Raw genomic sequence first — 24757 nt, 5'->3', positions numbered from 1 at the left:
TGAAGGAGTGTTCGAATGAATATGCAACAGGCCATCAAAATGACGGCAGCCGAAACGGCGCTCGTCGACGCCTATACCGCCCAGATCGGCGATCTGCCGGGTGACGGGGCGGTGCTGTCGCTGCGCGACACGCTGGTTCACGAGCTGAAGACGGCCGGCCTGCCGACGCGGCGCGTCGAGTCCTGGCACTATACGGACTTGAGGACGCTGCTCCGCGCAGTGCCCTCCGCCGATCCGTCCGCCTTTGCCGACCGGGTCGAGCCGATTGTCGCAGGCGCGACGGTACTTTCGGTGCGCAATGGCGAGGCCGATCTCAAGAGCCTTCCCGAGGGCCTAACGGCACGCTCCTACACGGAAAGCCTCCTCGACGGTTCTGCTGTCGCCGGTCTTGCGGTCCTCGGCTCCGACGACGCCATCGGCCGCATCAATGGCGGTCTTGTCCGCGGCGGTCTGGAGATCGCAGTTGCGGAAGGCGTCGAGCTTGAAGCGCCGCTCGAAATCCAGGTCGCGCAAAGCCACGGCCAGGCGCATACCCGTTTCCCGGTATCTTTCGGTCCCGGGTCCAAGGCCACGGTGCTTGAGCGGCATCTGTCGACCAACGGCGATGCGAGCTTCGTTTCCTCGGTGACCGATCTGACGCTTGCCGAAGGGGCAGACGTCATCTGGATCATCCTGCAGCAGCAGGGCGCGTCCGACACCCATCTCGGCCAGATCCGTTTCGATCTCGGCAAGGACGCGAAGCTGCATGTCTTCGTCATCAATGCCGGCGGCAAGCTGGTGCGCCAGGAACTGCACGGCAGGGCGAGCGGCGAGGGATCCGACCTGACGCTGCGCGGCATCAACCTGCTCGGCGGCGAGAGCCACACGGACGTGACCTTCACGCTCAGCCACGACGTGCCGCACACGACGTCGAGCGAGATCATCCGCAACGTCATCTTCGATCGGGCGAAGGGCGTCTTTCAGGGCAAGATTCTGGTCGCCCAGGACGCGCAGAAGACCGACGCGAAGATGTCGTGCAATACCTTGCTGTTGTCGGACGATGCGGACTTCTCGGCAAAGCCGGAGCTCGAAATCTTCGCCGACGACGTTCAGTGCGGTCACGGTGCGACGGTCATCGATATCGATCATACGCAACTCTTCTACCTGCTCTCTCGCGGTATTCCGGAGAACAAGGCCCGCGCCATGCTCGTCAACGCCTTCGTCGCCGAGATCGTCGAGGAGTTGGAAGACGACGAGGCGCTGGTCGAGGCGCTCGAAGGGGTGATCTCGGCCTGGCTCGAAAAACACGCCTGATTGGACAGGACCATGGAACATACTGTGCCGGTGCCGGCCTATGACGTTGATGCCGTAAGAAAGGATTTCCCGATCCTTTCGCGGACGGTCTATGGCAAGCCGCTCGTTTATCTCGACAACGGCGCATCGGCGCAGAAGCCGCAGCTCGTCATCGACGCGGTTGCCCATGCCTATGCCAATGAATATGCCAATGTTCATCGCGGTCTGCATTTCCTCTCGAATGCCGCGACGGACGCCTATGAGGGCGCGCGTGAAAAGGTGCGTCGCTTTCTGAACGCGCCGTCGGTCGACAACATCGTCTTCACCAAGTCCTCGACGGAGGCGATCAACACGGTCGCCTATGGCTACGGCATGCCGCATCTCGGCGAGGGCGATGAGATCGTCATCTCGATCATGGAGCACCACTCCAACATTGTGCCGTGGCACTTCATCCGGGAGCGACAAGGGGCGAAGCTCGTCTGGGCGCCCGTCGATGATGATGGCGCATTCCATATCGAGGATTTCGTCAACTGCCTGACCGAGCGGACGAAGCTCATTGCCATCACGCATATGTCGAATGCGCTGGGCACGGTCGTTCCCGTCAAGGAGATCTGCCGCATTGCCCGCGAACGCGGCATCCCGGTGCTCGTCGATGGCAGCCAGGGCGCCGTGCACATGCCGGTCGACGTCCAGGACATCGACTGCGACTGGTACGTGATGACCGGCCACAAGCTCTACGGCCCGTCCGGCGTCGGCGTGCTTTACGGCAAGACCGAACGGCTCAAGGCGATGCGGCCCTTCATGGGTGGCGGCGAGATGATCGAGGAAGTGACCGAGGACCGCGTCACCTACAACGATCCGCCGCACCGGTTCGAAGCTGGCACCCCGCCGATCGTCCAGGCGATCGGGCTCGGCTATGCGTTGGACTACATGGAAAAGGTCGGCCGGGAAGCGATCAGGGCACACGAGGCGGACCTGACGGCCTATGCCCGCGAGCGCCTGTCCTCGGTGAATTCGCTGCGCGTCTTCGGCGATGCGCCGGGCAAGGGCAGCATCTTTGCGTTCGAGATCGCCGGCATTCATGCCCATGACGTCTCGATGGTGATCGACCGGGCCGGCATCGCCGTTAGGGCGGGCACCCATTGTGCGCAGCCGCTCTTGAAACGTTTCGGCGTCACCTCCACATGCCGTGCGTCCTTCGGCCTCTACAATACCCGGGCCGAGGTCGACGCTCTGGCGGACGCGCTCGAACACGCGCGCAAGTTCTTTGCCTAAGGAGGCAGACATGAGTCTCGGGGAAGCGCAAGAAAAGGTCGATGTACGTGAAGGCATCGTGCACTCGGGCATACCCGCCGAAGAATTGGCGCGCCTCAGCGACGACATCATCGCGGCGCTGAAGACGGTCTATGATCCGGAGATTCCGGCCGACATCTTCGAACTGGGTCTCATTTACAAGATCGATATCGAAGACGACCGGATGGTGAAGATCGACATGACCCTGACGGCCCCCGGCTGCCCCGTTGCCGGCGAGATGCCGGGCTGGGTGGAAAACGCCGTCGGCGCCGTAGAGGGTGTTTCCGGCGTCGAGGTGACCATGACCTTCGATCCGCCGTGGACGCCGGACCGCATGTCGGAAGAAGCGCAGGTGGCGCTCGGCTGGTATTAGAGCGGGATGAGGAAAAGTGTTCGCGGTTTTCCACCTGCATCCCGCTCCATGATTCACGCCCGAACCCCCATATTGATCCGTTAACATACGGGCACTACATTTGATTCTGGAAAGCACCGGGCCTTTAACCCGGTGATATGAAGGAGATGGAGCCTATGGGCTTTGCCGTAATGAGCCTGACCGATGCCGCCGCCGGCCGCGTCCGGTCGATCGTCGAGAATGCCGGCGGCGACGCCAAGGGCATCCGCCTGAGCATCAAGAAAGGCGGCTGCGCCGGCATGGAATATGCCGTCGACCTCGTCACCGAGGCGAATGCCAGGGATGATCTCATCGAACATCAAGGTGCTAAGGTCTGGGTCGCGCCCGAGGCGGTGCTCTACCTGCTCGGCACGCAAATGGATTTTGAGGTGACCGCCCTGCGCTCCGGCTTCACTTTCAGGAACCCAAACCAGACATCCGCCTGCGGCTGCGGCGAATCGGTCGAGCTGAAGCCCGCCGACCTGGCGGCGCTCGCCGCAGAGGGCAATCCAGTGGTGCGCGCGAACTGACTGCGCACGCCCTCCAAACAACAACAAAGGCCCGGTTTTCGCCGGGCCTTTGTTTTTGAACAGTTTGTGTGGGCGTGCCCAAGGCACGCCCCACTGCTTCACTCCGCCGCTTCCGCGTAGGCCTCGAGCGGCGGGCAGGTGCAGATGAGGTTGCGGTCGCCATAGACATTGTCGACGCGGTTGACCGGCGACCAGTACTTGTCGACGCGGAAAGCGCCGGGCGGGAAGCAGGCCTGCTCGCGCGAATAGGGCCGATCCCAGTCGCCGACGAGGTCTTCGACCGTGTGCGGTGCGTTCTTCAGCGGATTGTTGACCTTGTCCATCCGGCCTTCCTCGATGGCGCGGGCCTCCTCGCGGATTGCCAGCATAGCATCGCAGAAGCGGTCGAGTTCGGCCTTGGTCTCCGATTCGGTCGGCTCGGTCATCAGCGTACCCGCCACCGGCCAGCTCATCGTCGGCGCGTGGAAGCCGCAATCGATCAGCCGTTTGGCGATGTCGTCGACCGTGACGCCGGCGCTTTCAGCGAGCGGCCGCGTGTCGACGATGCACTCATGCGCAACCCGTCCCTTGGCGGATTTGTAGAGCACGTCATAGGCGCCCTTCAGTCGTGCGGCGACATAGTTGGCGTTGAGGATCGCCACCTTGGTCGCCTGGGTCAGGCCTTCGCCACCCATCATCAGGCAGTAGCTCCAGGAGATCGGCAGGATCGAAGCCGAGCCGAAGGGAGCAGCGGAGACGGCGCCGTCATTCCCGTCCGTTTCCGGGTGGCCAGGCAGGAACGGAGCGAGATGCGCCTTGACGCCGATCGGCCCCATGCCGGGGCCGCCGCCGCCATGCGGGATGCAGAAGGTCTTGTGCAGGTTCAGGTGGCTGACGTCCGAGCCGATGTCGCCGGGGCGCGAGAGGCCGACCATGGCGTTCATGTTGGCGCCATCCAGATAGACCTGGCCGCCATTCTTGTGGACGATCTCGCAGACCTCGCGCACGTTCTCCTCGAACACGCCATGCGTCGAGGGGTAGGTGATCATGCAGCACGAGAGCGTGTCCGCATATTGCTCGGCCTTGGCGCGGAAATCGTTCATATCGATTTCGCCGATGTCGCTCACCTTGACCACCACGACCTTCATACCGGCCATGTGCGCCGAGGCCGGGTTGGTGCCGTGTGCCGAGGTCGGGATCAGGCAGACGTCGCGATGGCCGTTGCCATTGGCGATGTGATAGGCGCGGATCACCAGGAGCCCGGCATACTCGCCCTGCGCGCCCGAATTCGGCTGCATGGAAATCGCGTCATAGCCGGTGATGGCGCAGAGCTTGTCCGACAGATCTTCGATCAGGTGCTGATAGCCGCGCGCCTGGTCGGCCGGGACGAAGGGATGGATCTCTGAGAATTCCGGCCAGGTGATCGGCAGCATTTCCGCCGTCGCATTGAGCTTCATCGTGCAGGAACCGAGCGGAATCATCGCCCGGTCGAGCGCCAGGTCCCGGTCGGCCAGGCGACGGATGTAGCGCGTCATCTCGCTTTCGGCGCGGTTCATATGGAAGATCGGGTGGGTGAGGTAATCGCTGGTGCGCAAGAGCTCTTCCGGCAGCCGGTAGTCCGGTTCGAACTCCTCCACCTTGAAGTCACCGCCGAAGGCCCGCCAGACGGCCTCGAGTGTCACCGGCCGCGAACGCTCGTCGAGGCTGATGCCGATCTTGGTCGCACCGATCTTGCGAAGGTTCACTTCCTCGGCGACCGCGGTCTTCAGGATGATGCCCTGCAGCTTGCCGACCTCGACGGTGATCGTGTCGAAGAAGACATCAGGCTCGACCGTATAGCCAAGCTTCTCGAGGCCCATCGCCAGGCGCACCGTCTTCTGATGGACACTCTGGGCAATCGCCTTGATGCCCTTCGGGCCGTGGAAAACCGCGTACATCGACGCCATCACGGCGAGCAACACCTGGGCGGTGCAGATATTCGAGGTGGCCTTTTCGCGGCGGATATGCTGCTCGCGCGTCTGCAGCGAAAGCCGGTAGGCCCGGTTGCCGCGTGCGTCCACCGAAACGCCGACCAGACGGCCGGGCATCGACCTTTTGTGGGCATCCTTGACGGCCATATAGGCGGCGTGCGGCCCGCCATAGCCGACCGGAACGCCGAAGCGCTGCGTCGAACCGATGGCGATGTCGGCGCCCATTTCTCCCGGCGATTTCAACAGGGCAAGCGCCAGCGGATCGGCGGCTACGGCCGCGATGGCGCCCTGTTCATGCAACTTGCCGATCAGTTGGGAGAAATCGCGGACATGACCGTAGGTGCCCGGATACTGGAAGATCGCCCCGAAGACGCTGGCGGCATCGAGATCAGCGAAGGGGTCGCCGATGACCAACTGCCAGCCGAGCGGCTCGGCACGGGTCTGCAAGAGCGCGATTGTCTGCGGATGGCAATTCTCGTCGACGAAGAAGGCCTTTGCCTTGGACTTGGCGACGCGCTCGGCCATCGCCATCGCTTCGGCCGCGGCCGTCGCTTCGTCGAGCAGCGACGCGTTGGCGACGTCGAGCCCGGTCAGGTCGCAGACCATCGTCTGGTAGTTCAGCAGCGCTTCGAGCCGGCCCTGGCTGATTTCCGGCTGATAGGGCGTATAGGCCGTGTACCAGGCCGGGTTTTCCAGGATGTTGCGCTGGATCACCGGCGGCGTGATCGTGCCGTAGTAGCCCTGGCCGATCAGCGAAACGAGTTTCTCGTTGCGATTGGCGGTCTCGCGCAGCTTGTCGAGCGCTTCCCGCTCGGTCATCGGCGCGCCCCAGGACAGCGGCGTCCTCTGGCGGATGGAGGCCGGAACGGTGTCGTCGATCAGCGCATCGAGGCTCGGATAGCCGACCACCTTCAGCATCTCCTCCATCTCGGAGGGCGAGGGGCCGATATGGCGCCGATTGGCGAAATCGTAAGGCTTGTAGTCGGTAAAGGTAAAATCCTTGGGCATGCTCATCAGCCGACAAGCTCCTTGTAGGCCGCTTCATCGAGCAGACCATCGGCAGAGCGCGGATCGGCAAGCTTCAGCTTGAAGAACCAGGCTGCCCCGTGCGGATCGCCGTTGACGAGCGACGGATCGTCGACGATCGCCTGATTGACCTCGATGATTTCGCCGTCGAGTGGACAATAGACGTCGGACGCTGCCTTCACCGATTCGACGGTCGCAGCCGAATCGCCCTTGGCGAAGGTCGCGCCGGCTTCCGGCAGTTCCACGAAGACGAGATCGCCAAGCTGGCCGGCTGCGTGTTCGGTGATGCCGACTGTCGCAACGCCGTCCTCGACCTTCAGCCACTCGTGTTCTTCGGTAAATTTCAGCATGCGCGCTCTCTCCTGATCAGCGTTTGTAGGTCTGTTTGACGAAGGGCAGGGCGGCAACCGCGACAGGCAGGTACTTGCCCCGCACCTCTGCAAAAAGTTGTGTGCCGTTCTCGGCCTTGGCGGCATCGACGTAGCCCATGGCGACCGGACAATCGACGCTCGGTCCGAAGCCGCCGGAGGTCACCGAACCGACAGGCACTGCGCCGTTCGCATCGGCGAAGAGCTGCACGCCGCCACGGACGGGCGCGCGACCTTCGGGCTTCAGGCCGACGCGGCGCCGTTTGGTTCCGCCGGCAAGTTCCGCAAGGATGCGGTCGGCGCCGGGAAAGCTGCCGGCACGCTCGCCGCCGGTGCGGCGGCTCTTCTGGATTGCCCATTCGAGCGCCGCCTCGATCGGCGTCGTGCCGGTGTCGATATCGTTGCCATAGAGACACAGGCCGGCTTCGAGGCGGAGCGAATCACGCGCGCCGAGGCCGATCGCCAGCACGTCCGGGTGCTCAAGCAGGCGCTCCGTCACGTCCACCGCCGAGGCGGCGGGGATGGAGATCTCGAAGCCGTCCTCGCCCGTGTAACCGGAGCGGGAAATGATGCAGGTGACGTCGTGGAGATCCGCCTCCGCCACGTCCATAAAGCGCATCGAGGCGACATCCGCCCATAGCTCGCAAAGCACCGCCTCCGCACGAGGGCCCTGAAGCGCGACGAGGGCGCGGTCGTCGAGCATGGTGACGTCGCAGCTATCGCCGAGCCCGTCTTTCAAATGCGCAAAATCCGCCTCCTTGCAGGCGGCGTTGACGACGAGGAAGAGATGGTCGCCGCGATTGGCAATCATCAGGTCGTCGAGAATCCCGCCTTCCGGATTGGTGAAGAGCCCGTAGCGCTGGCGCCCTTCGGCCAGAGCCAATACGTCCACCGGCACCAGCTTTTCCAGCGCCAGGGCGGCATCGGCCACCCGGCCGGACTTCGGGCGGATGACGACCTGGCCCATATGCGACACGTCGAAGAGGCCGGCGGCAGAACGCGTGTGCAGGTGTTCCTTGAGCACGCCTTCGGGATATTGCACCGGCATCTCATAGCCGGCGAAAGGCACCATGCGCGCGCCGAGCGACAGATGCAGGGGGTGCAAAGGCGTATGATTCAAGTGGGAAATAGGTTCCAAATCCGGCCTCCAGGTCTGGCGCTGGGCGCGCCGGCTCACACTACCGGCGTCTAACGCCGACAAATTCGAGCCCCCTCTGTCCGTTTGCCTGAGATTGTTATCCCTTCGGCGAGCGTAACCGCTTCTCTCCAGAGTCCTACCGGTACCTTGCTGGTCCTTTGGCCTGAGAGTTTCCGGGGCGGTTGCTCCTTCGGCACCGGATTGAACCGGTTTCTCCCAACAAGATCATCTCCAGATAACGGCGAAGGCCGGAATTTGGCAAGGGCGAATGTCGCGTTGGAACATATTTTTGTCGCCGTGGCTTCATCGTCGCTCGCGAGCGCGCCTGCGGCAAATCGGCCTTTGCATTTACCACTGCTTGTGGCTAACGAAGAGATGACGAGAGGCGATGATGATCGGGCAGCGGGAAAAATGGCGAATTGCGGTGCGGCTGCTTGCCGCCGTCGCGCTCGTTTTCCTGTCCTTCGCCCACAGGCCCTCCCTCGTCATCGGAACGAACGCGGCGCTCGCTGCCGAGTATCGTCTGCCCGACGGATCCTTTGCGGAGATCTGCTTCGGCACCGAGGGCGTCGATCACGAAGACGGCAAAGCGCCGGCACTCGCGCCGATTTGCGAGGCATGCAGGCTCGCAGCCTCGGTGCTTCTGCCCGAGCCGCCGCAGGCGAGCGTGCCGGCCGACAAAGGCAACTGGCTCGCCGTATCACCGGTCACCGAAACACAGGTCGCACTGACGCCCTTGCGTCTGTTACCGCCCCCGCGCGGGCCGCCAATCCTGTCGTAACGCTCTCCCAGGAATTTGAAGTTCATCACGCCGCTGAAGCGGTACTCACCACGACGCCCGCATCTCGGGGTATGTGGTCCGGAGATTACGATATGACCAAGATCAGATTGACCGTTGTGGCCGCCGGCCTCACGTTCGCAGCCACCGCCATGGCTCACGCGCATGCGACCTTAGAGGTCGACAGCACGTCCAACGAGAAGACGTTCAAGGCGATCCTGCAGGTGCCGCATGGCTGCGACGGCAAGCCAACAACCGAGGTGCAGGTGAAGTTGCCGGAAGGATTCGTCTTCGCCAAGCCGCAGCCGAAGCCCGGCTGGGAGCTTGAAATCATCAAGGGCGATTACCAGAAGACCTACGACAATCACGGAACCAAGGTTTCCTCGGGCCCGGTCGAAATCCGCTGGAAGGGCGGCAGCCTGCCGGATGAATTCTACGATACCTTCGTCATCCGCGGAAAGGTCTCGGGCTTCGACAATGAAACGGTGCTCGCCTTTCCGACGACGCAGCTTTGCGGCGCTGAGGCAAAGGTCGTCTGGGACCAGGTGCCGGCCGACGGAGAGGACGCCCACGCCCTCGAACATCCGGCACCGACAGTTACCGTGACACCGGCAAGCGCAGAGCATGCCCATGGCGGGCATGGCGGCCAGCAGGCCGCATCCGGTCCGGTCGAAGTCGGGGCTCTCGAAATCTCGGACGGTGCGGTGAAGGCGATGCTGCCGGGCGCCAAGGTCGGCGGCGGCGGCTTTGTCATCAAGAACACCGGCAGCACTGACGACCGGCTCATCGCTGTCGAAAGCCCCTCAGCCGGCCGCGTCGAACTGCATGAAATGGCGATGGAAAACGACGTCATGAAGATGCGCAAGATCGACGGCGGCATCGTCATTCCGGCGGGCAAGAGCGTGGAATTGAAAAGCGGCGCACTGCACCTGATGTTCATGGAGGTGGGGAAGCCCTTCGCCGAGGGCGACACCGTGCCCGTCTCGCTCACCTTTGAGAAGGCCGGAACGATCAATTATGGCCTGCCGGTCGGGGCTGCCGGCGGTGCCGCGGCCGGCCACAAGCATAAGTAAGCCTTTTCGGCTTGAGAATTCGGGAGCGGGTTGTAAGAACCCGCTCCAGCCGTCAGGCCCCTTGGATGAACTGGTCGAGCATGGCGGCGATTTCGTCGCCCGTCTTCTCCTCTTCGGCGGCCGCGTCGTCCTGCTGGTCCTCGCCGCTTTCTTCGTCCTGCATGAATTCAAGGTAGCGGCGCAAAGTCTCCGCCTCGCTCTCCTGAGGCGGGCGCATTCCGGCGCTGATCAGCATCAGCGCCAAGGACAGGGCACCCTTCGTCCTGGGGATTGCTGGCGCACGAGCGGCTTGATCCGGCGGCCGTGCCGCGAGCAAGGTGATGGCTTCATCGGCCGGGCCGTCGCCGCGCACAGGCCCCGACGGCTTGACGGCCTCGGCCGCGTAGGCGGCCGTCGTCGCGGAAACGGAAACGACCTGGGTCACTTTGCTCGCCTTGAAATACGTCCTCCTTTCCTTTTGCCAGACTCCGTTTGCGGTCCGGTGAAGCCTGGCGGTCGGATTTTATTTGAATGCGAGCGTTCTCCCGCCTCGGAGATCCAGTCGGGAGTTATTTTGCTCGTGCTGTCGGTTCACGCTTGGCGGGATCGTCCTTGAGGCATGAACACGCTCGCACCCGGGCGGCGGTCACCGACTGACAGGAGGATCACAGATGTTGAAAACGGCGCTGCTTACGATATTCGCAACGGTGTTGAGCCTCGCATATGCGCCGGCGACGAATGGCGCGGAACCGGTGCAGAAGGTGGCGGGACAAAAATCCATGCCGACGCCGAAGAAGACCGGCCATCTCGCGGTCAACGGCATCAATTACTACTATCAGGTCTATGGTGAGGGCGAGCCGGTGCTGCTTCTCCACGGTGGTCTCGGCATCATCGAGATGCTGGGACCGAATCTTGCGAGATTGGCCGAGGGCCGCCAGGTGATCGGCGTCGACCTCCACGGACATGGGCGCACGCCGCTCGGAAATCGGCCGATCGACCTTGCCGCGATTGGGGCAGACATGGGCGTGCTTGTGCGGCAACTCGGCTATAGACAGGTCGACGTGCTCGGCTACTCGATGGGCGGCGGCGTCGGCCTGCATATGGCGGCTCAGGCACCGGAGACGGTGCGTCGACTGGTGATCGTCTCCGCTCCGTTTGCCAAGGACGGCTTCTATCCCGAGATGATCGCGGCCCAGGCCCAGGTCGGCGCCGGCATGGCCGCGATGATGAAGGACACGCCGATGTACAAGTCCTATGTCGCCGTTGCGCCGGACGCCTCGGAGTTCCCGAAACTGCTGGACGCGATGGGCGACCTGATGCGGCGCGACTATGACGCCTCCGCCGCCGTTGCCAAGCTCACCATGCCGATCATGCTGGTCTACGGCGACGGCGACATGATCCGCCTTGAGCATATCGTCGATTTCTATCACAGGCTCGGTGGCGGACTGAAGGACGCCGGCTGGATGCGGGAGCACATGTCGAAGAACCGCCTGGCGATCCTGCCCGATCTGACCCACTACGACATCTTCGTCTCGCCGAAGCTGATCGAGACTGTTCTGCCCTTCCTCAACGGCGAAAGTGGCTCGAAGAGCTGGGCGGAAGAGGTGGATGCGAAGTAGTGCAAGTGAGCACGACAGCAGGCGCAACGTCGTCTTTCGGCGGTCTATGCCGACGGTTGAGCGACATGTACAATCACAGCTTATCGAAGAAGGCCGGCGCGGATGCCGCGCCAATCTAAGAGCAACAGGAACTCAGTCAGGAAGGACGGGCCATGCGTGCTTTGCTGCTGCTCATAGCACTTTCTATTCTCAGCGCGTGCTCTCAGACAGGAAGACCCACCGTTTCCCCCTATACGCCCGGATCAGGGGACTACTATCCAGGCATCGTTCCGCCGACGCAGTTCTAGGCGCAGGGCCCGCGACACGGAGCGTGGCGGAGAAGAGACGGCTTTCCGCCGATTGAGGCCTGCTGTTCGAAACGTGGGGGAGAGGACAGACAAGGGAATTGATCCTTGGCGAAGGCCGGAATATCAATGGCCATCAATCCTTTAGAAAGGGACCGAGATTGATGCGCAGGATCATATTGTTGCTCGCGCTCGCAACACTCGCCGCCTGCTCGCAAACCGTGCATGTCGGCGGTGAAGGCGAGTATTACCAGGGCATCGTTCCGCCGCGCTGATCGCGGGAACGTCTCCGGGGTGAACCGACCACAGCGCGGGAAAACAAGAAGGGCGCTCGACCCTTCCGGGGAGCGCCCTTCAAACCCGGAAGACGCGAAGGCGCTCGACAAGCATGCCGGCGCACGGTCCTCGATACGGGTGGTGACCGATAGATGGGAACGACCAGCGGGATTTCAAGGGATCCCGCCGGCAGCGCCCGCCAAAAGCCTCAAAAACGCTTCTTCAGGAAATAGCGGGGAATGGCGCGCGGTCCGCCTTCGAGTTCGCCGAACAACTCGAAGCCGAGCTTCTCGTAGAAGGGGCGGGCCTGGAACTCGAACGTGTCCAGCCACAGGCCGATATAGCCACGCGCCTTGGCGATCTTCTCCGCCTCACCCATCAGCCGACGGCCGAGCCCCTGGCCGCGATATTGGTCGGGGACGGCAAGATACCTGACGAACGCCCAACCATAGCCGTCGGTCGCATAGAGCCCGCCGACGGCGGCGCGCGTTTGCGGATCGCGAAGGATGACGGCAAAGCCCGGCAGATCGGCCATGCCGCTATTGGCGTTGTTATAGGCGTCGAGCGTCGCGACGATGGCGCGGATGTCGTCAGGGTCGGGGTTGTCGGGAATGATGTCGAGGATGGGAGCGGACAAGGCGATTCAATCTCGACTTTCTGGAGAGGGCGGCAGATCCGGCGATCACCAGACACCCCGCGGGTGTCCGATGACAAGCTCGGTCAGTAGGCCATGCGCACACCGCCGGGCGTCGCGGCGCTGAAATCCGGAACCGGGTTCGGTCCGTACCATTGCGCATAGGTCGTATTGCCGGCACCGCCGGTACTTGCGCATCCCGATAGGGCCACGGCCACCAATGCCGCAGCGATCAGACGTTTGAGGGGCATGAGATCTCCGATTCTGATTCGTTGAGCGAGGACAACTTGAGGTATCCTCACGTGGCAGTCCATCGGATTCACATCGGCTGACAGGTGTTCCGCTCTGCAATGATCGGATTTCAAGCTGGAAGGTGGTTCATTGATCGCTGAATACGACGAACTCGATGGCCTCGGCCTCGCCGACCTGGTGAAGCGAGGCGCGGTATCGCCATTGGAACTCGTGGAAACGGCCATAGACAGGATCGTCTTGCGAAATCCGCCCCTCAATGCGGTCATCCTGACCATGTTCGACGAAGCGCGGAAAGCGGCAGGCGAAGTTGACGCGGGCGCCGTCTTTGCAGGGGTCCCATTTCTTCTCAAGGATCTGCTCGCAACAGTGGAAGGAATCCCGACCTCGCAAGGGAACCGCCTGCTGGTGAAGTTGCCGGCGACCGGCGACTCCGAACTGGTTGCTCGATGGAAAAAGGCGGGACTGATCGTCCTGGGCAAGACCAACACTCCGGAATTCGGTCTCACTCCCTACACAGAACCCAGCGCCTTCGGGCCGACTCGGAACCCTTGGGGTCTTGACCGAACTCCTGGCGGTTCGAGCGGTGGTTCGGCGGCAGCAGTCGCCGCACGCATGGTACCACTTGCCTCGGGCGGCGACGGTGGCGGCTCCATCCGGATCCCGGCTTCTGCATGCGGGCTCTTCGGCCTGAAGCCGACTCGCGGCCGCACGCCCGCCGGGCCGTTCGCGGGGGAGCCTTGGGCGGGCTTCGCCGTGGAACATGTTCTGACGCGCTCGGTCCGGGATTCGGCCGCTCTGCTCGACCTTGTCCAAGGACCGGATGTCGGTACGCCCCATTACCTGCCCTCACCGCCAGGGTTCTTTCTCGAAGCGGCGGGACGTCCGCCGGGGAAACTGAAAATTGCCGTATCGGCGGCTCCGATGCTTGGCGGGAAAGTAGAACCGGAGATCCTGCAAGCTTTTTCCGCCACTGCAAAACTGCTGGAAGAACTTGGTCACGACATTGTTGAGGCAGCACCGTCTATCGATGCCGAGGCGTTCTCCCTTTCGTTTCTGACCGTCATCGCCGCGGAACTGCAAGTCGACATCGAAGAGGCGGCGAGGGCGGCCGGTGTTCCGGTACGTGTTCAGGACTTCGATCCCTCGACACTCGGGATGGGTCTGCTTGGAGAGACACTTTCGGCAGGCGAACTTGCGGCTGCGCTACGCTATCTAAAGCTCGCGGCGAGAGGCATTTCGCAATTCTTCGAAACACACGACATCCTGATGACACCGGTGCTGGCGCGGGTTCCGCCGCCGATAGGATCGCTTCAGCCGTCTGCTGCCGAGAAGAAAATTATTCGCGCTGTGGGTCGGGTGAAGGCGGGCTGGCTCCTAAAAAGGATAGGCATCGCGAAGCGCCTCGCGGCCGAGACATTCAGCTTCATCCCTTGGACTCCCGTTTTCAATGTCACGGGCCAGCCGGCAATGTCGGTGCCACTCTGCTGGTCGGACCACGACCTGCCGATCGGCATGCATTTCGTGGGACGCTTTGCCGACGAGGAGACGTTGTTCCGCCTGGCCGGCCAGCTCGAAAGAGCGAGGCCATGGGCCCATCGTAAGCCGCCGCTCTGCAAACCTGTCTCTCCGTAGCGTGGGAGGTCCATTTCGGTGATGGCGGCCGCTGTCGCCCCCATCTCGTAAAAAGGGTCCCGCGACTTTGTTCGGGACCCTTTTTGTGCACCTTTAGTGGTGGTGGTAGTGGTAGTAGCAGCAACTAACCGTTATTAGCTGCACCCGCTCGTCGCACCGCAGGTGTCGCACTTTTCGCACGTCCCATTCCGCACCATCGTGAAGTTCTGGCACTCGGAGCACATGTTGCCGGTGTAGCCCTGCATGATCGACCGGGCGCGGCGTTCGGCTTCGACCTTCTTGGCTTCCGACTTGGCGGAGGCGGCTTCCGCCGCGGCCTTGTCGGAGAAGAGGGCGGTCACTTCCTGCTCGACTTCCTCGGCGATCTCCTCGGCAAGCTCGGCGGCGCGCTCCTCATAGTCGCGCTTGAAGGCGACGACTTCCGAGGTGGCGGTTGCCGGCTCCAGCTTGCGGACGGCATTGCCGCTGATCGAGGTCACCGTGGCGCCGCTTGAGGCGCGGGCGGGAGCGCCGGTCGAGGCACCCTTCGGCTCCGAGCGGTCGCCGGAGCCGCCGACGATCGTCGGCTTGTAGCCGCGGGTCCAGCCGGTCGAGACGAGGTTGGTCTTGCCTTCCTGAATGCCGCGGCCGAGCGCCGTGTTGCTGAAGTCGGAGGTATCGACATGGGCAAGGTCGTGACGGCCGAGATAGGAGACGGCGAGTTCGCGGAACACGTAGTCGAGGATCGACGTGGCGTTCTTGATCGCGTCATTGCCCTGGACCATGCCGGCCGGCTCGAACTTAGTGAAGGTGAAGGCCTCCACATACTCCTCGAGCGGCACGCCATATTGCAGGCCGAGCGAGATGGCGATGGCGAAGTTGTTCATCATCGCGCGGAAGGCAGCACCTTCCTTGTGCATGTCGATGAAGATCTCGCCGAGGCGGCCGTCGCCGAATTCGCCGGTGCGGAGATACACCTTGTGGCCGCCGACGATCGCCTTCTGGGTATAGCCCTGGCGGCGGTTCGGCAGTTTCTCGCGGGCGCGCACCACCTTTTCGATGACCCGCTCGACGATCTTCTCGGTGACGGCGACCGCTTGCGCAGCGGCCGGCGCCTGCAGCAGCTCCTCGATCGCCTCTTCGTCCTCCTCGTCCTCGATTAGCGAGGCGTTCAGCGGCTGCGACAGCTTCGAGCCGTCGCGGTAGAGCGCGTTGGCCTTCAGTGCCAGCTTCCAGGAGAGCATGTAGGCGTTCTTGCAATCCTCGACGGTCGCCTCGTTCGGCATGTTGATCGTCTTGGAGATCGCGCCCGAGATGAACGGCTGGGCGGCCGCCATCATGCGGATATGGCTCTCGACCGAAAGGTAGCGCTTGCCGATCTTGCCGCAGGGATTGGCGCAATCGAACACCGGCAGGTGCTCGGCCTTGAGGAACGGCGCGCCCTCGAGCGTCATCGCGCCGCAGACATGGATGTTCGCCGCTTCAATGTCCTTCTTCGAAAAGCCGAGATGCTCGAGCAGGTTGAAGTCCATCGCGGCGAGCTGCTCGTCGGTGACCTTCAGCGTGCCCCTGAGAAAGTCGGCGCCGAGCGTCCACTGGTTGAAGACGAACTTGATGTCGAAGGCCGACTTCAGCGCCGCATTGACGGCATCGACCTTCTCGTCGGTGAAGCCCTTGGCCTTCAGCGTCGCCGGGTTGATGGCGGGCGCCTGGTTGAGATTGCCGTGGCCGACCGCGTAGGCCTCGATCTCGGCGATCTGGCTTTCCGAATAGCCAAGCGTGCGCAGCGCCTCGGGCACCGCACGGTTGATGATCTTGAAATAGCCGCCGCCGGCGAGCTTCTTGAACTTGACCAGCGCGAAATCGGGTTCGATGCCGGTGGTGTCGCAATCCATGACGAGCCCGATCGTGCCGGTCGGCGCGATCACGGTCGCCTGGGCATTGCGGTAGCCATGCTTTTCGCCGAGTTCGACGGCGTTGTCCCAGGCGCTCTTGGCGTGCGCAATCAGCTCCTGGTCCGGGCAATCGGTGTGGATGAGGGCGACCGGGTTGACCGACAGGCCTTCATAGCCCGTGGTCTCGCCATGGGCGGCGCGGCGGTGGTTGCGCATGACGCGCAGCATGTTGTCGCGGTTCGGCCCAAAGCCGGGGAAGGGGCCGAGCTTGGCCGAGATTTCCGCTGAGGTCGCATAGGCGACACCAGTCATGATGGCGGTCAGCGCGCCGGCGATGGCGCGGCCTTCGGCCGAATCATAGGGGATGCCGGAGGACATCAACAGGCCGCCGATATTGGCATAGCCGAGGCCGAGCGTCCGGTACTCATAGGAGAGCTCGGCAATTTCGCGCGACGGGAACTGCGCCATCATCACCGAGACTTCGAGAACGACCGTCCACAGGCGGACGGCATGCTCGTAGTCGGCGATGTTGATCCGCTTGCTGGCGGCATCCTTGAACTGCATCAGGTTGAGCGATGCGAGGTTGCAGGCCGTGTCGTCGAGGAACATGTATTCCGAGCACGGGTTGGAGGCGCGGATCGGGCCGGCCGCCGGGCAGGTGTGCCAGTCGTTCATCGTCGTGTTGAAGTGCAGGCCCGGATCGGCCGAGGCCCAGGCCGCGTAGGAGATCGACTCCCAGAGATCGCGGGCCTTCAGCGTCTTCATCACCCGGCCGTCCTTGCGGGCCGTCAGCTGCCATTCGCCATCGGCTTCGACGGCGCGCAGGAAGTCGTCCTTGATCGAGACGGAATTGTTGGAGTTCTGGCCGGAGACGGTCAGATAGGCTTCCGAATCCCAGTCCGTGTCATAGGTCTTGAACTGGATGTCCTTGTAGCCCTGGCGGGCGAACTGGATGACGCGCTTGACGTAGTTTTCCGGCACCAGCGCCTGCTTGGCGGCGCGGATCTCACGCTTCAGCGCCGGGTTCTGCTTCGGATCGAAGCAGGCGTCATCGCTGCCGTCGCAATTGACGCAGGCCTTCATGATCGCCTTCAGGTGCTTGGCGACGATTTTCGAGCCGGTGACGAGGGCCGCGACCTTCTGCTCTTCCTTGACCTTCCAGTTGATGTATTCCTCGATATCGGGATGGTCGATATCGACGACCACCATCTTGGCGGCGCGCCGCGTCGTGCCGCCCGACTTGATGGCGCCGGCGGCGCGGTCGCCGATCTTCAGGAAGCTCATCAGGCCCGAGGACTTGCCGCCGCCGGAGAGCTTTTCGCCTTCCGCGCGCAGGTGCGAGAAGTTGGAGCCGGTTCCGGAGCCATATTTGAACAGGCGCGCCTCGCGCACCCAGAGGTCCATGATGCCACCCTCGTTGACGAGGTCGTCGCCGACCGACTGGATGAAGCAGGCATGCGGCTGCGGGTGCTCATAGGCCGACTTCGACTTCGTCAGCTTGCCGGTGAAGGGGTCGACATAGAAATGGCCCTGGCCGGGACCGTCGATGCCATAGGCCCAGTGCAGGCCGGTGTTGAACCATTGCGGCGAGTTCGGCGCGACGCGCTGGGTGGCGAGCATGTAGGCGAGCTCGTCACGGAAGGCGCTGGCGTCTTCTTCCGTTTCGAAGTAGCCGCCCTTCCAGCCCCAATAGGCCCAGGTGCCGGCGAGGCGATCGAAGACCTGGCGGGCATCCGTTTCGGAACCGTACTGCTCGTCCTTCGGCAGCGCCTTCAGAGCCTCCATGTCGGGAACCGAGCGCCACAGGAAGGAGGGGACGTCGTTCTCCTCGACGCGCTTCAGCTTGGCGGGCACGCCGGCCTTGCGGAAATATTTCTGCGCGAGAATGTCGGCGGCGACCTGGGAGAATTGCGCCGGCACGTCGATATCCGCGAGGCGGAAGACGATCGACCCGTCCGGATTCTTGATCTCGCTCGTCGCCTTGCGGAATTCTATCTCGGCATAGGCGGACTGCCCTGCCTTCGTGAACCGACGTTCGATCTTCATTGTCCCGTCCTTTGTTGCCATGCGCCCCGAGCGCAATTGTCCCGCCCGGCCGCGAGCTCTCGCAGCCAGCTTCAGCTTCCGTTCTCTAGAGGAAACCCAAATTGGGTCTCCAGTATCTTGTGGTGATGCTGGCCGCAAACACTAAATATAGTATTAACAGGTTCTTTACGCCAGACTTAATGCTGTCTCGACGCCCTAAAAATCGCGCAGGAATTCCCGCTGCGGCCGCGCGGCATCATCCGCTTCAACCACATGCCAGAACCGACGATTTAGGGAGATGAACCGGCTTCTCATTTCCGGTTCGCCGCCGTCGCAACGTGAAATCCATTAACCGTGAATCGCCTTGGGGCGTCAAGGGGTGGTTTGTGACGGAATTTTGAGCGCTATATCTTGTGTGGATCGACTGTGGAAAACGGGGACATCAACCAATCCGTTGAAAATCAGGGACTTCGGGTGGCCGGCTTGCAACAGCTGGCCGACGCGACAAAAAAATCGAAGTTTTCACGGGTAAAAAAACAGGTGGGTTGCGCTCCGCGGTGCTACTAGCAATTGCGCATCGTGGTGGAATGTGATGCGCACGCCTTCGTGATTCGGCTGACTACATGTTGTGGCCGCGAATTGGGGTCCGAAGTCCGGTAGGACCGCTTGAATGCGGCACTGCGGGCGCGACGCCGGCACTCTTGCGGGCGCGTCAGTCCACCCGCTTCTGCAGTTCCCGCGCCCCATTCGGCGCATTCACCTTGCCCGAGCTGATGAAGAAGGCAAAGACGTCGCGCGCCGCCTTGTCGGCCTTTCGATCCGGCGCGCTCTTCTCCAGTCCGTCCGGCTCGCCGCCGGCGGCAAAGGTCTTGAGCCTCTCTGCCCAGAGATCAAGTCCGGCGGGCGCATAGCAGGTCCGGATATCGTCACTGCCCTTCTGCAGCCGCGTATAGACGAAGTCCGCGGTGACGTCGGCGATCATCGGATAGTCCTCGTGCTCGGCGAGGACCGCCGCCACTTTGTGTTTATCGAGGAGCTCGACAAATTCCGGCACCTGGAAGGAAGGATGACGGACTTCGACGACGTGGCGGAGCCTGAGGCCGTCCTGCTTTTCCGGGAGCAGCTTCAGAAAGCCCTCGAAGTCATCCGGATCGAACTTTTTAGTCGGCGCGAACTGCCACAGTATGGGACCGAGCCGGTCGCCGAGCTCCGTCAAACCCTGCGTCAGAAAACGCTCCATGGATTCGCCGGCCTCAGCCAAGACCTTGCGATTCGTCACATAGCGGCTGGCCTTCAGCGAGAAGATGAAACCGTCCGGAACCTCCGATGCCCATTTGGCGAAGGTCGCCGGTTTCTGCGAGCTGTAATAGGTGCCGTTGACCTCGATGGCACGCAGTTCCTTGCCGGCGAATTCGAGCTGCCGCTTCTTCGGCAGGTCGGAGGGATAGAAGCTCTCCTCCCAGGGTTCGAAATTCCAGCCGCCAATGCCGACGCGGATTTTTCCGGTTTCTGCCATCAATTCCTCCTCGCGGCGCGAACGCACCCGTGCTTCTCATCCCCATAAGCCGATCCCGCGCGGCAACCGGCACGCAAACCATGGCGGCTGCGAACAAGCAGCGCCACCCGTTGTCAGGACCAACAGGTCAGCCCGCCCACCGTCGCTGGCCGGATCCGCGCCGCCGATTACTCAGCCGCCACAACCTTCCTCACCGGCCGGCGCTCCAGCAGCTCCTTCAGGAACTGCCCGGTATAGGAGCGCGGTTCCTTCACCACGTCTTCCGGCGTTCCCTTGGCGATAACCTCGCCGCCGCCGTCGCCGCCCTCCGGGCCGAAGTCGATGACCCAGTCGGCGGTCTTGATGACCTCGAGGTTGTGTTCGATCACGACCACCGAATTGCCCTGGTTGACGAGTTCGTGCAGAACTTCAAGAAGCTTGGCTACGTCATGGAAATGCAAGCCGGTTGTCGGTTCGTCAAGGATGTAGAGCGTGCGCCCGGTCGAGCGCTTCGACAGTTCCTTGGCCAACTTGACGCGCTGCGCTTCGCCGCCCGACAGCGTGTTCGCCTGCTGGCCGATCTTGATATAGCCGAGCCCGACCTGGTTCAGCGTCACCAGCTTGTCACGCACGGCGGGAACGGCCGCGAAGAATTCGACGCCTTCCTCCACCGTCATGTCGAGAACGTCGGCGATCGACTTGCCCTTGAAATGCACGTCGAGCGTTTCGCGGTTGTAGCGCTTGCCGTGGCAGACGTCGCAGGTGACATAGACGTCGGGCAGGAAGTGCATCTCGATCTTGATGACGCCGTCGCCCTGGCAGGCCTCGCAGCGCCCACCCTTGACGTTGAAGGAGAAGCGGCCCGGCTGGTAGCCGCGCGTCTTCGCCTCCGGCAGTCCGGCGAACCAGTCGCGAATCGGCGTGAAGGCACCGGTATAGGTAGCCGGGTTGGAGCGCGGCGTCCGGCCGATCGGCGACTGGTCGATATCGATCACCTTGTCGATATGCTCGAAGCCATCGATCCGGTCGTGATCAGCGGGATTTTCGCGCGCCCCCATGACGCGGCGGGCGGCCGCCTTGTAGAGCGTCTCGATCAGGAAGGTGGACTTGCCGCCTCCCGAAACGCCGGTGACGGCGGTGAAGACGCCGAGCGGGATCGATGCCGTCACATTCTTCAGATTGTTAGCCCGCGCTCCTACGACGGTGATTTCCTTCTTCTTTTTCGGCTTCCGCCGTTCGCTCGGAACCGCGACGCAGAGTTCGCCGGAAAGATACTTGCCGGTCAGCGACTTCGGGTTGGCCATGATATCGGCGGGCGCGCCCTCGGCGACGATCTCGCCGCCGTGAATGCCTGCCGCCGGGCCGATGTCGACCACATGATCGGCCGTCAGGATAGCATCCTCGTCATGCTCGACGACGATGACCGTGTTGCCGATGTCGCGCAGATGCCGGAGCGTCTCGAGCAGCCGGGCATTGTCGCGCTGGTGAAGGCCGATCGACGGCTCGTCGAGCACGTAGAGCACGCCGGTCAGCCCCGAGCCGATCTGCGAAGCAAGCCGGATGCGCTGGCTTTCGCCGCCGGAAAGCGTGCCGGAATTGCGGGAGAGACTCAGATATTCGAGGCCGACATCGTTCAGGAAGCGCAGCCGCTCGCGAATTTCCTTGAGGATGCGCACGGCGATCTCGTTCTGCTTGGTGCTGAGCCGCTCAGGAAGCGTTTCGAACCAGTCGCGGGCAGCGCGGATCGACATCTCGGTGAGCTCGCCGATATGAAGCCTGTCGATCTTGACCGCCAGCGCCTCCGGTTTCAGCCGGTAGCCGGCGCAGGCGGGGCAGGGGGCCGCCGACATGAAGCGCTCGATCTCCTCACGCGCCCAGGCACTGTCGGTCTCCTTCCAGCGCCGCTCGAGGTTCGGCACGATGCCTTCGAAGGTCTTCGTCGTGTTGTAGGAGCGGGCGCCGTCCTGGTAGTGGAAGGTGATCTTCTCGTCGGTGCCGTGCAGGATCGCCTTTTGCGCAGCCTCGGAGAGCTCGCTCCAGCGACTGCCGAGCTTGAAGTCGAAGACCTTGCCGAGCGCCTCGAGCGTCTGGTTGTAATAGGGAGAGGTCGATTTCGCCCAGGGGGCGATGGCGCCGTCCCGCAGGGTGCGGTTCGGCTCGGGAACGATCAGCGCCTCGTCGATCTTCTGCTGGCTGCCGAGACCGTCACAGGTCGTGCAGGCGCCGAAGGGATTGTTGAAGGAGAACAGCCGCGGTTCAACTTCCGGAATGGTGAAGCCGGAGACCGGGCAGGCGAATTTTTCCGAGAACAGCACGCGCTCATGCGTCTCGTTGAGCGACTTGTTGGCCGAACCGCCGGCGGCCGTCTCTTCCGGCGGCAGCGGCCTGTCGGCGAATTCGGCGATCGCCAGGCCGTCTGCGAGCGTCAGGCAGGTTTCGAGGCTGTCGGCCAGTCGGGTGCCGAGGTCGGGACGCACGACGACGCGGTCGACGACGACGTCAATGTCATGCTTGTATTTCTTGTCGAGTGCCGGCACGTCGGCGATTTCGTAGAACTGGCCATCGACCTTGACGCGCTGGAAGCCCTTCTTCATCAGGTCGGCGAGTTCCTTCTTGTACTCGCCCTTGCGGCCGCGCACGAGCGGCGCGAGGATGTAGAGCCGCGTGCCTTCGCCGAATTCCAGGACGCGATCGACCATCTGGCTGACCGTCTGGCTCTCGATCGGCAGGCCCGTCGCTGGCGAATACGGGACGCCGACGCGTGCGAAGAGCAGGCGCAGATAGTCATAGATCTCGGTGACCGTGCCGACCGTCGAACGCGGATTGCGGGATGTCGTCTTCTGTTCGATCGAGATTGCCGGCGACAGTCCGTCGATCTGGTCTACATCCGGCTTCTGCATCATTTCCAGGAACTGCCGAGCATAGGCCGACAGGCTCTCGACATAGCGGCGCTGGCCCTCGGCATAGATGGTGTCGAAGGCGAGCGAGGATTTTCCGGAGCCCGAGAGGCCGGTCATCACGATCAGCTTGTTGCGCGGCAGGTCAAGGTCGATGCCCTTGAGATTATGCTCGCGCGCGCCGCGAATGGAGAGGGTCTTGAGTTCGCTCATCGGAAGCCAGTTTTGCATGTCGGTTGAAAGCCTCCTATGTAATGACGAGAACGCCCATGTCGAGGCGCAATCGGCAAAGAGGCGGCTCAATTGCGATTCGGTTGACAGGATAATACGGGAATATTAGAACAAAAAAAGAACAAACATGAGCCGCGGCCTGCCAAATGAGCTGTGGATTATGTAGGATGCGGGGCGTATCGGCGGCGGCTCACCGCTAAGATGCGCGCTCTTGAGGCATTTGAAAGCCGGGCCGGCGGTTCGGTGAAAACACGGGAAAAGCGATATGGCTGGTAGCGTCAACAAGGTGATCTTGATCGGAAATGTCGGGGCCGACCCGGAAATCCGGCGCACGCAGGACGGCCGGCCGATCGCCAACCTCCGGATTGCGACATCGGAGACCTGGCGCGACCGGAATTCGGGCGAGCGCCGCGAGAAGACGGAATGGCACAATGTCGTCGTCTTCAGCGAAGGCCTCTGCAAGGTGGTCGAGCAATATGTAAAGAAGGGCGCCAAGCTCTACATCGAAGGCCAGTTGCAGACCCGCAAATGGCAGGACCAGAACGGCAACGACCGCTACACGACCGAGATCGTGCTGCAGGGCTTCAACGCGACGCTGACGATGCTCGATGGCCGCGGTGAAGGCGGTGGGGCCGGTCGCGGCGGCAGCGATTACGGCGGCGGCGGTTACGAGGATTACGACCAGCCACGCCAATCGTCGGGCGGCGGCCGCTCCGGCGGCCAGCCGAACCAGGGCGGCGGCAATTTCTCACGCGATCTCGACGACGACATTCCGTTCTGATCGGTCAGCGTCCTCGATCGAAACAGGTCCGGCCCGCCTCTACAGCGCCGCGCGTCTTATCAGACGCGCAAAGGTCGCTGTAGCACTTTGAAATGCTGCATGTCTTTGTCCTGAAATCGAAGTCGATTTGCAGTTGCGGGCCGTTGTGTTTTCAGCCCAGGCTCTGAACCGGAATTTGAAAGGCGGAGCGCACGCCGTCGATGACGAACTGAACGGCGAGCGCCGCCAGGATTACGCCGAGAAGGCGGGTGAGAATCGCCCGACCGGTGACTCCCAGGAAACGGTCGATCCGGTCGGCGATCACCAGCGCCAGGAAGAGCGATGCCATCGAGGCGGCGATGACGACGAGAAGTTGGACGCGCTCGAGGACCGAGGGAAAGGAACTGCCGAGCAGGATCGTCGCCGAAATCGCCCCGGGCCCGGCGATCAGCGGCAGGGCGAGGGGGAAGACAGCGATATTGTGGATGTGGTCTTTGGTCACCGCCGTTTCTCCGGTCTTTTCCTTTCTCTCCTGGCGTCGTTCGAAGATCATCTCGAAGGAAATCCAGAAGAGCAGCAGGCCGCCCGCGATGCGGAAAGCGCCGATCGAGATGCCGAGCAGGCCGAGAATGCCATCACCGAAGAGGGCAAAGGCGGCGAGGATGAAAAAGGCGATCAACGAGCCGCGGGTCGCGACCTGAAAACGCTCCTGCCGGCTCAGGCCGACCGTCAGGCTCAGGAAAATGGGCGCAAGACCCGGCGGGTCGAGCGTGACGAGCAGCGTCGTCAGCGCATTGATCAACAGATCGACATTGAACATCCGTTCCCCCTCCGGATCGCCCTCCGGGTCTTTTCCCGGTACGGCGCTGCATTCTTAGGCAACCGATGACCGCTTGGGAAGGGCCGGCTAGCCAAGCGCTACGCGATAGCCTAAACCGGCTTCACGCGAAGGAAAGCCGGATGCATTCGAGGCTTGCGGAG

The 24757-nt window shown here is 62.8% G+C and carries 19 protein-coding genes and 1 riboswitch; of the genes, 9 read left to right on the top strand and 10 right to left on the bottom strand.

What is annotated here, in order from left to right:
- Nucleotides 1-15: 15 nt before the first annotated feature.
- From sufD to sufA, 4 genes are all read left to right on the top strand, one after another.
- Nucleotides 16-1293, top strand: coding sequence for a Fe-S cluster assembly protein SufD (sufD, locus tag ATC00_RS13740; protein WP_064253206.1), 1278 nt, complete (start codon nt 16-18; stop codon nt 1291-1293).
- Between the two features lie 12 nt (nt 1294-1305).
- The gene (locus ATC00_RS13735) at nt 1306-2547 is read left to right on the top strand and encodes a cysteine desulfurase (protein ID WP_037383486.1); all 1242 of its coding nucleotides are present in this window, start codon (nt 1306-1308) and stop codon (nt 2545-2547) included.
- Nucleotides 2548-2557: 10 nt separating this feature from the next.
- Nucleotides 2558-2938 carry an SUF system Fe-S cluster assembly protein gene (locus tag ATC00_RS13730; protein WP_064253205.1) on the top strand — a complete coding sequence of 127 codons (381 nt, stop codon included), beginning with the start codon at nt 2558-2560 and terminating at the stop codon, nt 2936-2938.
- Nucleotides 2939-3093: 155 nt separating this feature from the next.
- Nucleotides 3094-3486, top strand: coding sequence for a Fe-S cluster assembly scaffold SufA (gene sufA / locus ATC00_RS13725; protein ID WP_064253204.1), 393 nt, complete (start codon nt 3094-3096; stop codon nt 3484-3486).
- 98 nt (nt 3487-3584) lie between these two features.
- On the opposite strand, the gene gcvP is transcribed toward sufA, so the two are convergent.
- Genes gcvP through gcvT form a run of 3 tightly spaced genes read right to left on the bottom strand, consistent with a single transcriptional unit; the run spans nt 3585 to nt 7967 of the window.
- Entirely contained in the window at nt 3585-6449 is a 2865-nt protein-coding gene (gene gcvP / locus ATC00_RS13720; protein WP_064253203.1) for an aminomethyl-transferring glycine dehydrogenase, read from the bottom strand.
- Nucleotides 6449-6811 carry a glycine cleavage system protein GcvH gene (gene gcvH, locus ATC00_RS13715; protein WP_064253202.1) on the bottom strand — a complete coding sequence of 121 codons (363 nt, stop codon included), beginning with the start codon at nt 6809-6811 and terminating at the stop codon, nt 6449-6451. The genes gcvP and gcvH overlap by 1 nt, the downstream gene beginning before the upstream one ends.
- Nucleotides 6812-6827: 16 nt before the next feature.
- Nucleotides 6828-7967, bottom strand: a complete 1140-nt coding sequence (gene gcvT, locus ATC00_RS13710; protein WP_064253201.1) for a glycine cleavage system aminomethyltransferase GcvT — start codon at nt 7965-7967, stop codon at nt 6828-6830.
- 141 nt (nt 7968-8108) lie between these two features.
- Nucleotides 8109-8196, bottom strand: a riboswitch (glycine riboswitch).
- 162 nt (nt 8197-8358) lie between these two features.
- On the opposite strand from gcvT, the gene ATC00_RS13705 reads away from it, so the two are divergent.
- Both ATC00_RS13705 and ATC00_RS13700 read left to right on the top strand, forming a co-directional pair.
- Entirely contained in the window at nt 8359-8748 is a 390-nt protein-coding gene (locus ATC00_RS13705) for a hypothetical protein (protein ID WP_064253236.1), read from the top strand.
- 92 nt (nt 8749-8840) lie between these two features.
- Nucleotides 8841-9818, top strand: coding sequence for a DUF1775 domain-containing protein (locus tag ATC00_RS13700; RefSeq protein WP_064253200.1), 978 nt, complete (start codon nt 8841-8843; stop codon nt 9816-9818).
- 52 nt (nt 9819-9870) lie between these two features.
- Here ATC00_RS13700 and ATC00_RS13695 read toward each other — a convergent pair whose 3' ends face one another.
- Nucleotides 9871-10242, bottom strand: a complete 372-nt coding sequence (locus ATC00_RS13695; protein WP_064253199.1) for a hypothetical protein — start codon at nt 10240-10242, stop codon at nt 9871-9873.
- Nucleotides 10243-10468: 226 nt separating this feature from the next.
- Between ATC00_RS13695 and ATC00_RS13690 the strand changes: the two genes are divergently transcribed.
- Entirely contained in the window at nt 10469-11416 is a 948-nt protein-coding gene (locus ATC00_RS13690) for an alpha/beta fold hydrolase (RefSeq protein WP_064253198.1), read from the top strand.
- Nucleotides 11417-12184: 768 nt separating this feature from the next.
- Here ATC00_RS13690 and ATC00_RS13685 read toward each other — a convergent pair.
- The gene (locus tag ATC00_RS13685) at nt 12185-12613 is read right to left on the bottom strand and encodes a GNAT family N-acetyltransferase (protein WP_064253197.1); all 429 of its coding nucleotides are present in this window, start codon (nt 12611-12613) and stop codon (nt 12185-12187) included.
- 83 nt (nt 12614-12696) lie between these two features.
- Nucleotides 12697-12861 (bottom strand): hypothetical protein, encoded by a 165-nt coding sequence (locus tag ATC00_RS32945; protein WP_132076056.1) that lies wholly within the window; start codon nt 12859-12861, stop codon nt 12697-12699.
- A 178-nt stretch (nt 12862-13039) separates the two neighbouring features.
- Here ATC00_RS32945 and ATC00_RS13680 point away from each other — a divergent pair, with 178 nt between their 5' ends.
- A complete protein-coding gene (locus ATC00_RS13680) occupies nt 13040-14494 on the top strand; it encodes an amidase (protein ID WP_234782309.1) in 1455 nt (484 codons plus the stop codon).
- 134 nt (nt 14495-14628) lie between these two features.
- On the opposite strand, the gene ATC00_RS13675 is transcribed toward ATC00_RS13680, so the two are convergent.
- The 3 genes from ATC00_RS13675 to uvrA form a co-directional block, all read right to left on the bottom strand.
- Nucleotides 14629-18414: a vitamin B12-dependent ribonucleotide reductase gene (locus ATC00_RS13675; RefSeq protein ID WP_064253195.1), complete on the bottom strand. Its 3786-nt coding sequence runs from the start codon at nt 18412-18414 to the stop codon at nt 14629-14631.
- Between the two features lie 691 nt (nt 18415-19105).
- The gene (locus ATC00_RS13670) at nt 19106-19909 is read right to left on the bottom strand and encodes a DUF72 domain-containing protein (protein ID WP_064253235.1); all 804 of its coding nucleotides are present in this window, start codon (nt 19907-19909) and stop codon (nt 19106-19108) included.
- A gap of 167 nt (nt 19910-20076) precedes the next feature.
- Nucleotides 20077-22998: an excinuclease ABC subunit UvrA gene (gene uvrA / locus ATC00_RS13665; protein WP_064253234.1), complete on the bottom strand. Its 2922-nt coding sequence runs from the start codon at nt 22996-22998 to the stop codon at nt 20077-20079.
- A gap of 283 nt (nt 22999-23281) precedes the next feature.
- Here uvrA and ATC00_RS13660 point away from each other — a divergent pair, with 283 nt between their 5' ends.
- A complete protein-coding gene (locus ATC00_RS13660; RefSeq protein ID WP_037383458.1) occupies nt 23282-23797 on the top strand; it encodes a single-stranded DNA-binding protein in 516 nt (171 codons plus the stop codon).
- A 151-nt stretch (nt 23798-23948) separates the two neighbouring features.
- On the opposite strand, the gene ATC00_RS13655 is transcribed toward ATC00_RS13660, so the two are convergent.
- Nucleotides 23949-24596 carry a MarC family protein gene (locus ATC00_RS13655; RefSeq protein ID WP_037383455.1) on the bottom strand — a complete coding sequence of 216 codons (648 nt, stop codon included), beginning with the start codon at nt 24594-24596 and terminating at the stop codon, nt 23949-23951.
- Nucleotides 24597-24757 lie beyond the last annotated feature (161 nt).

This window comes from Sinorhizobium americanum (assembly GCF_001651855.1).
Classification (GTDB): domain Bacteria; phylum Pseudomonadota; class Alphaproteobacteria; order Rhizobiales; family Rhizobiaceae; genus Sinorhizobium; species Sinorhizobium americanum.
This window is presented reverse-complemented; position numbering and strand designations above follow the sequence as displayed.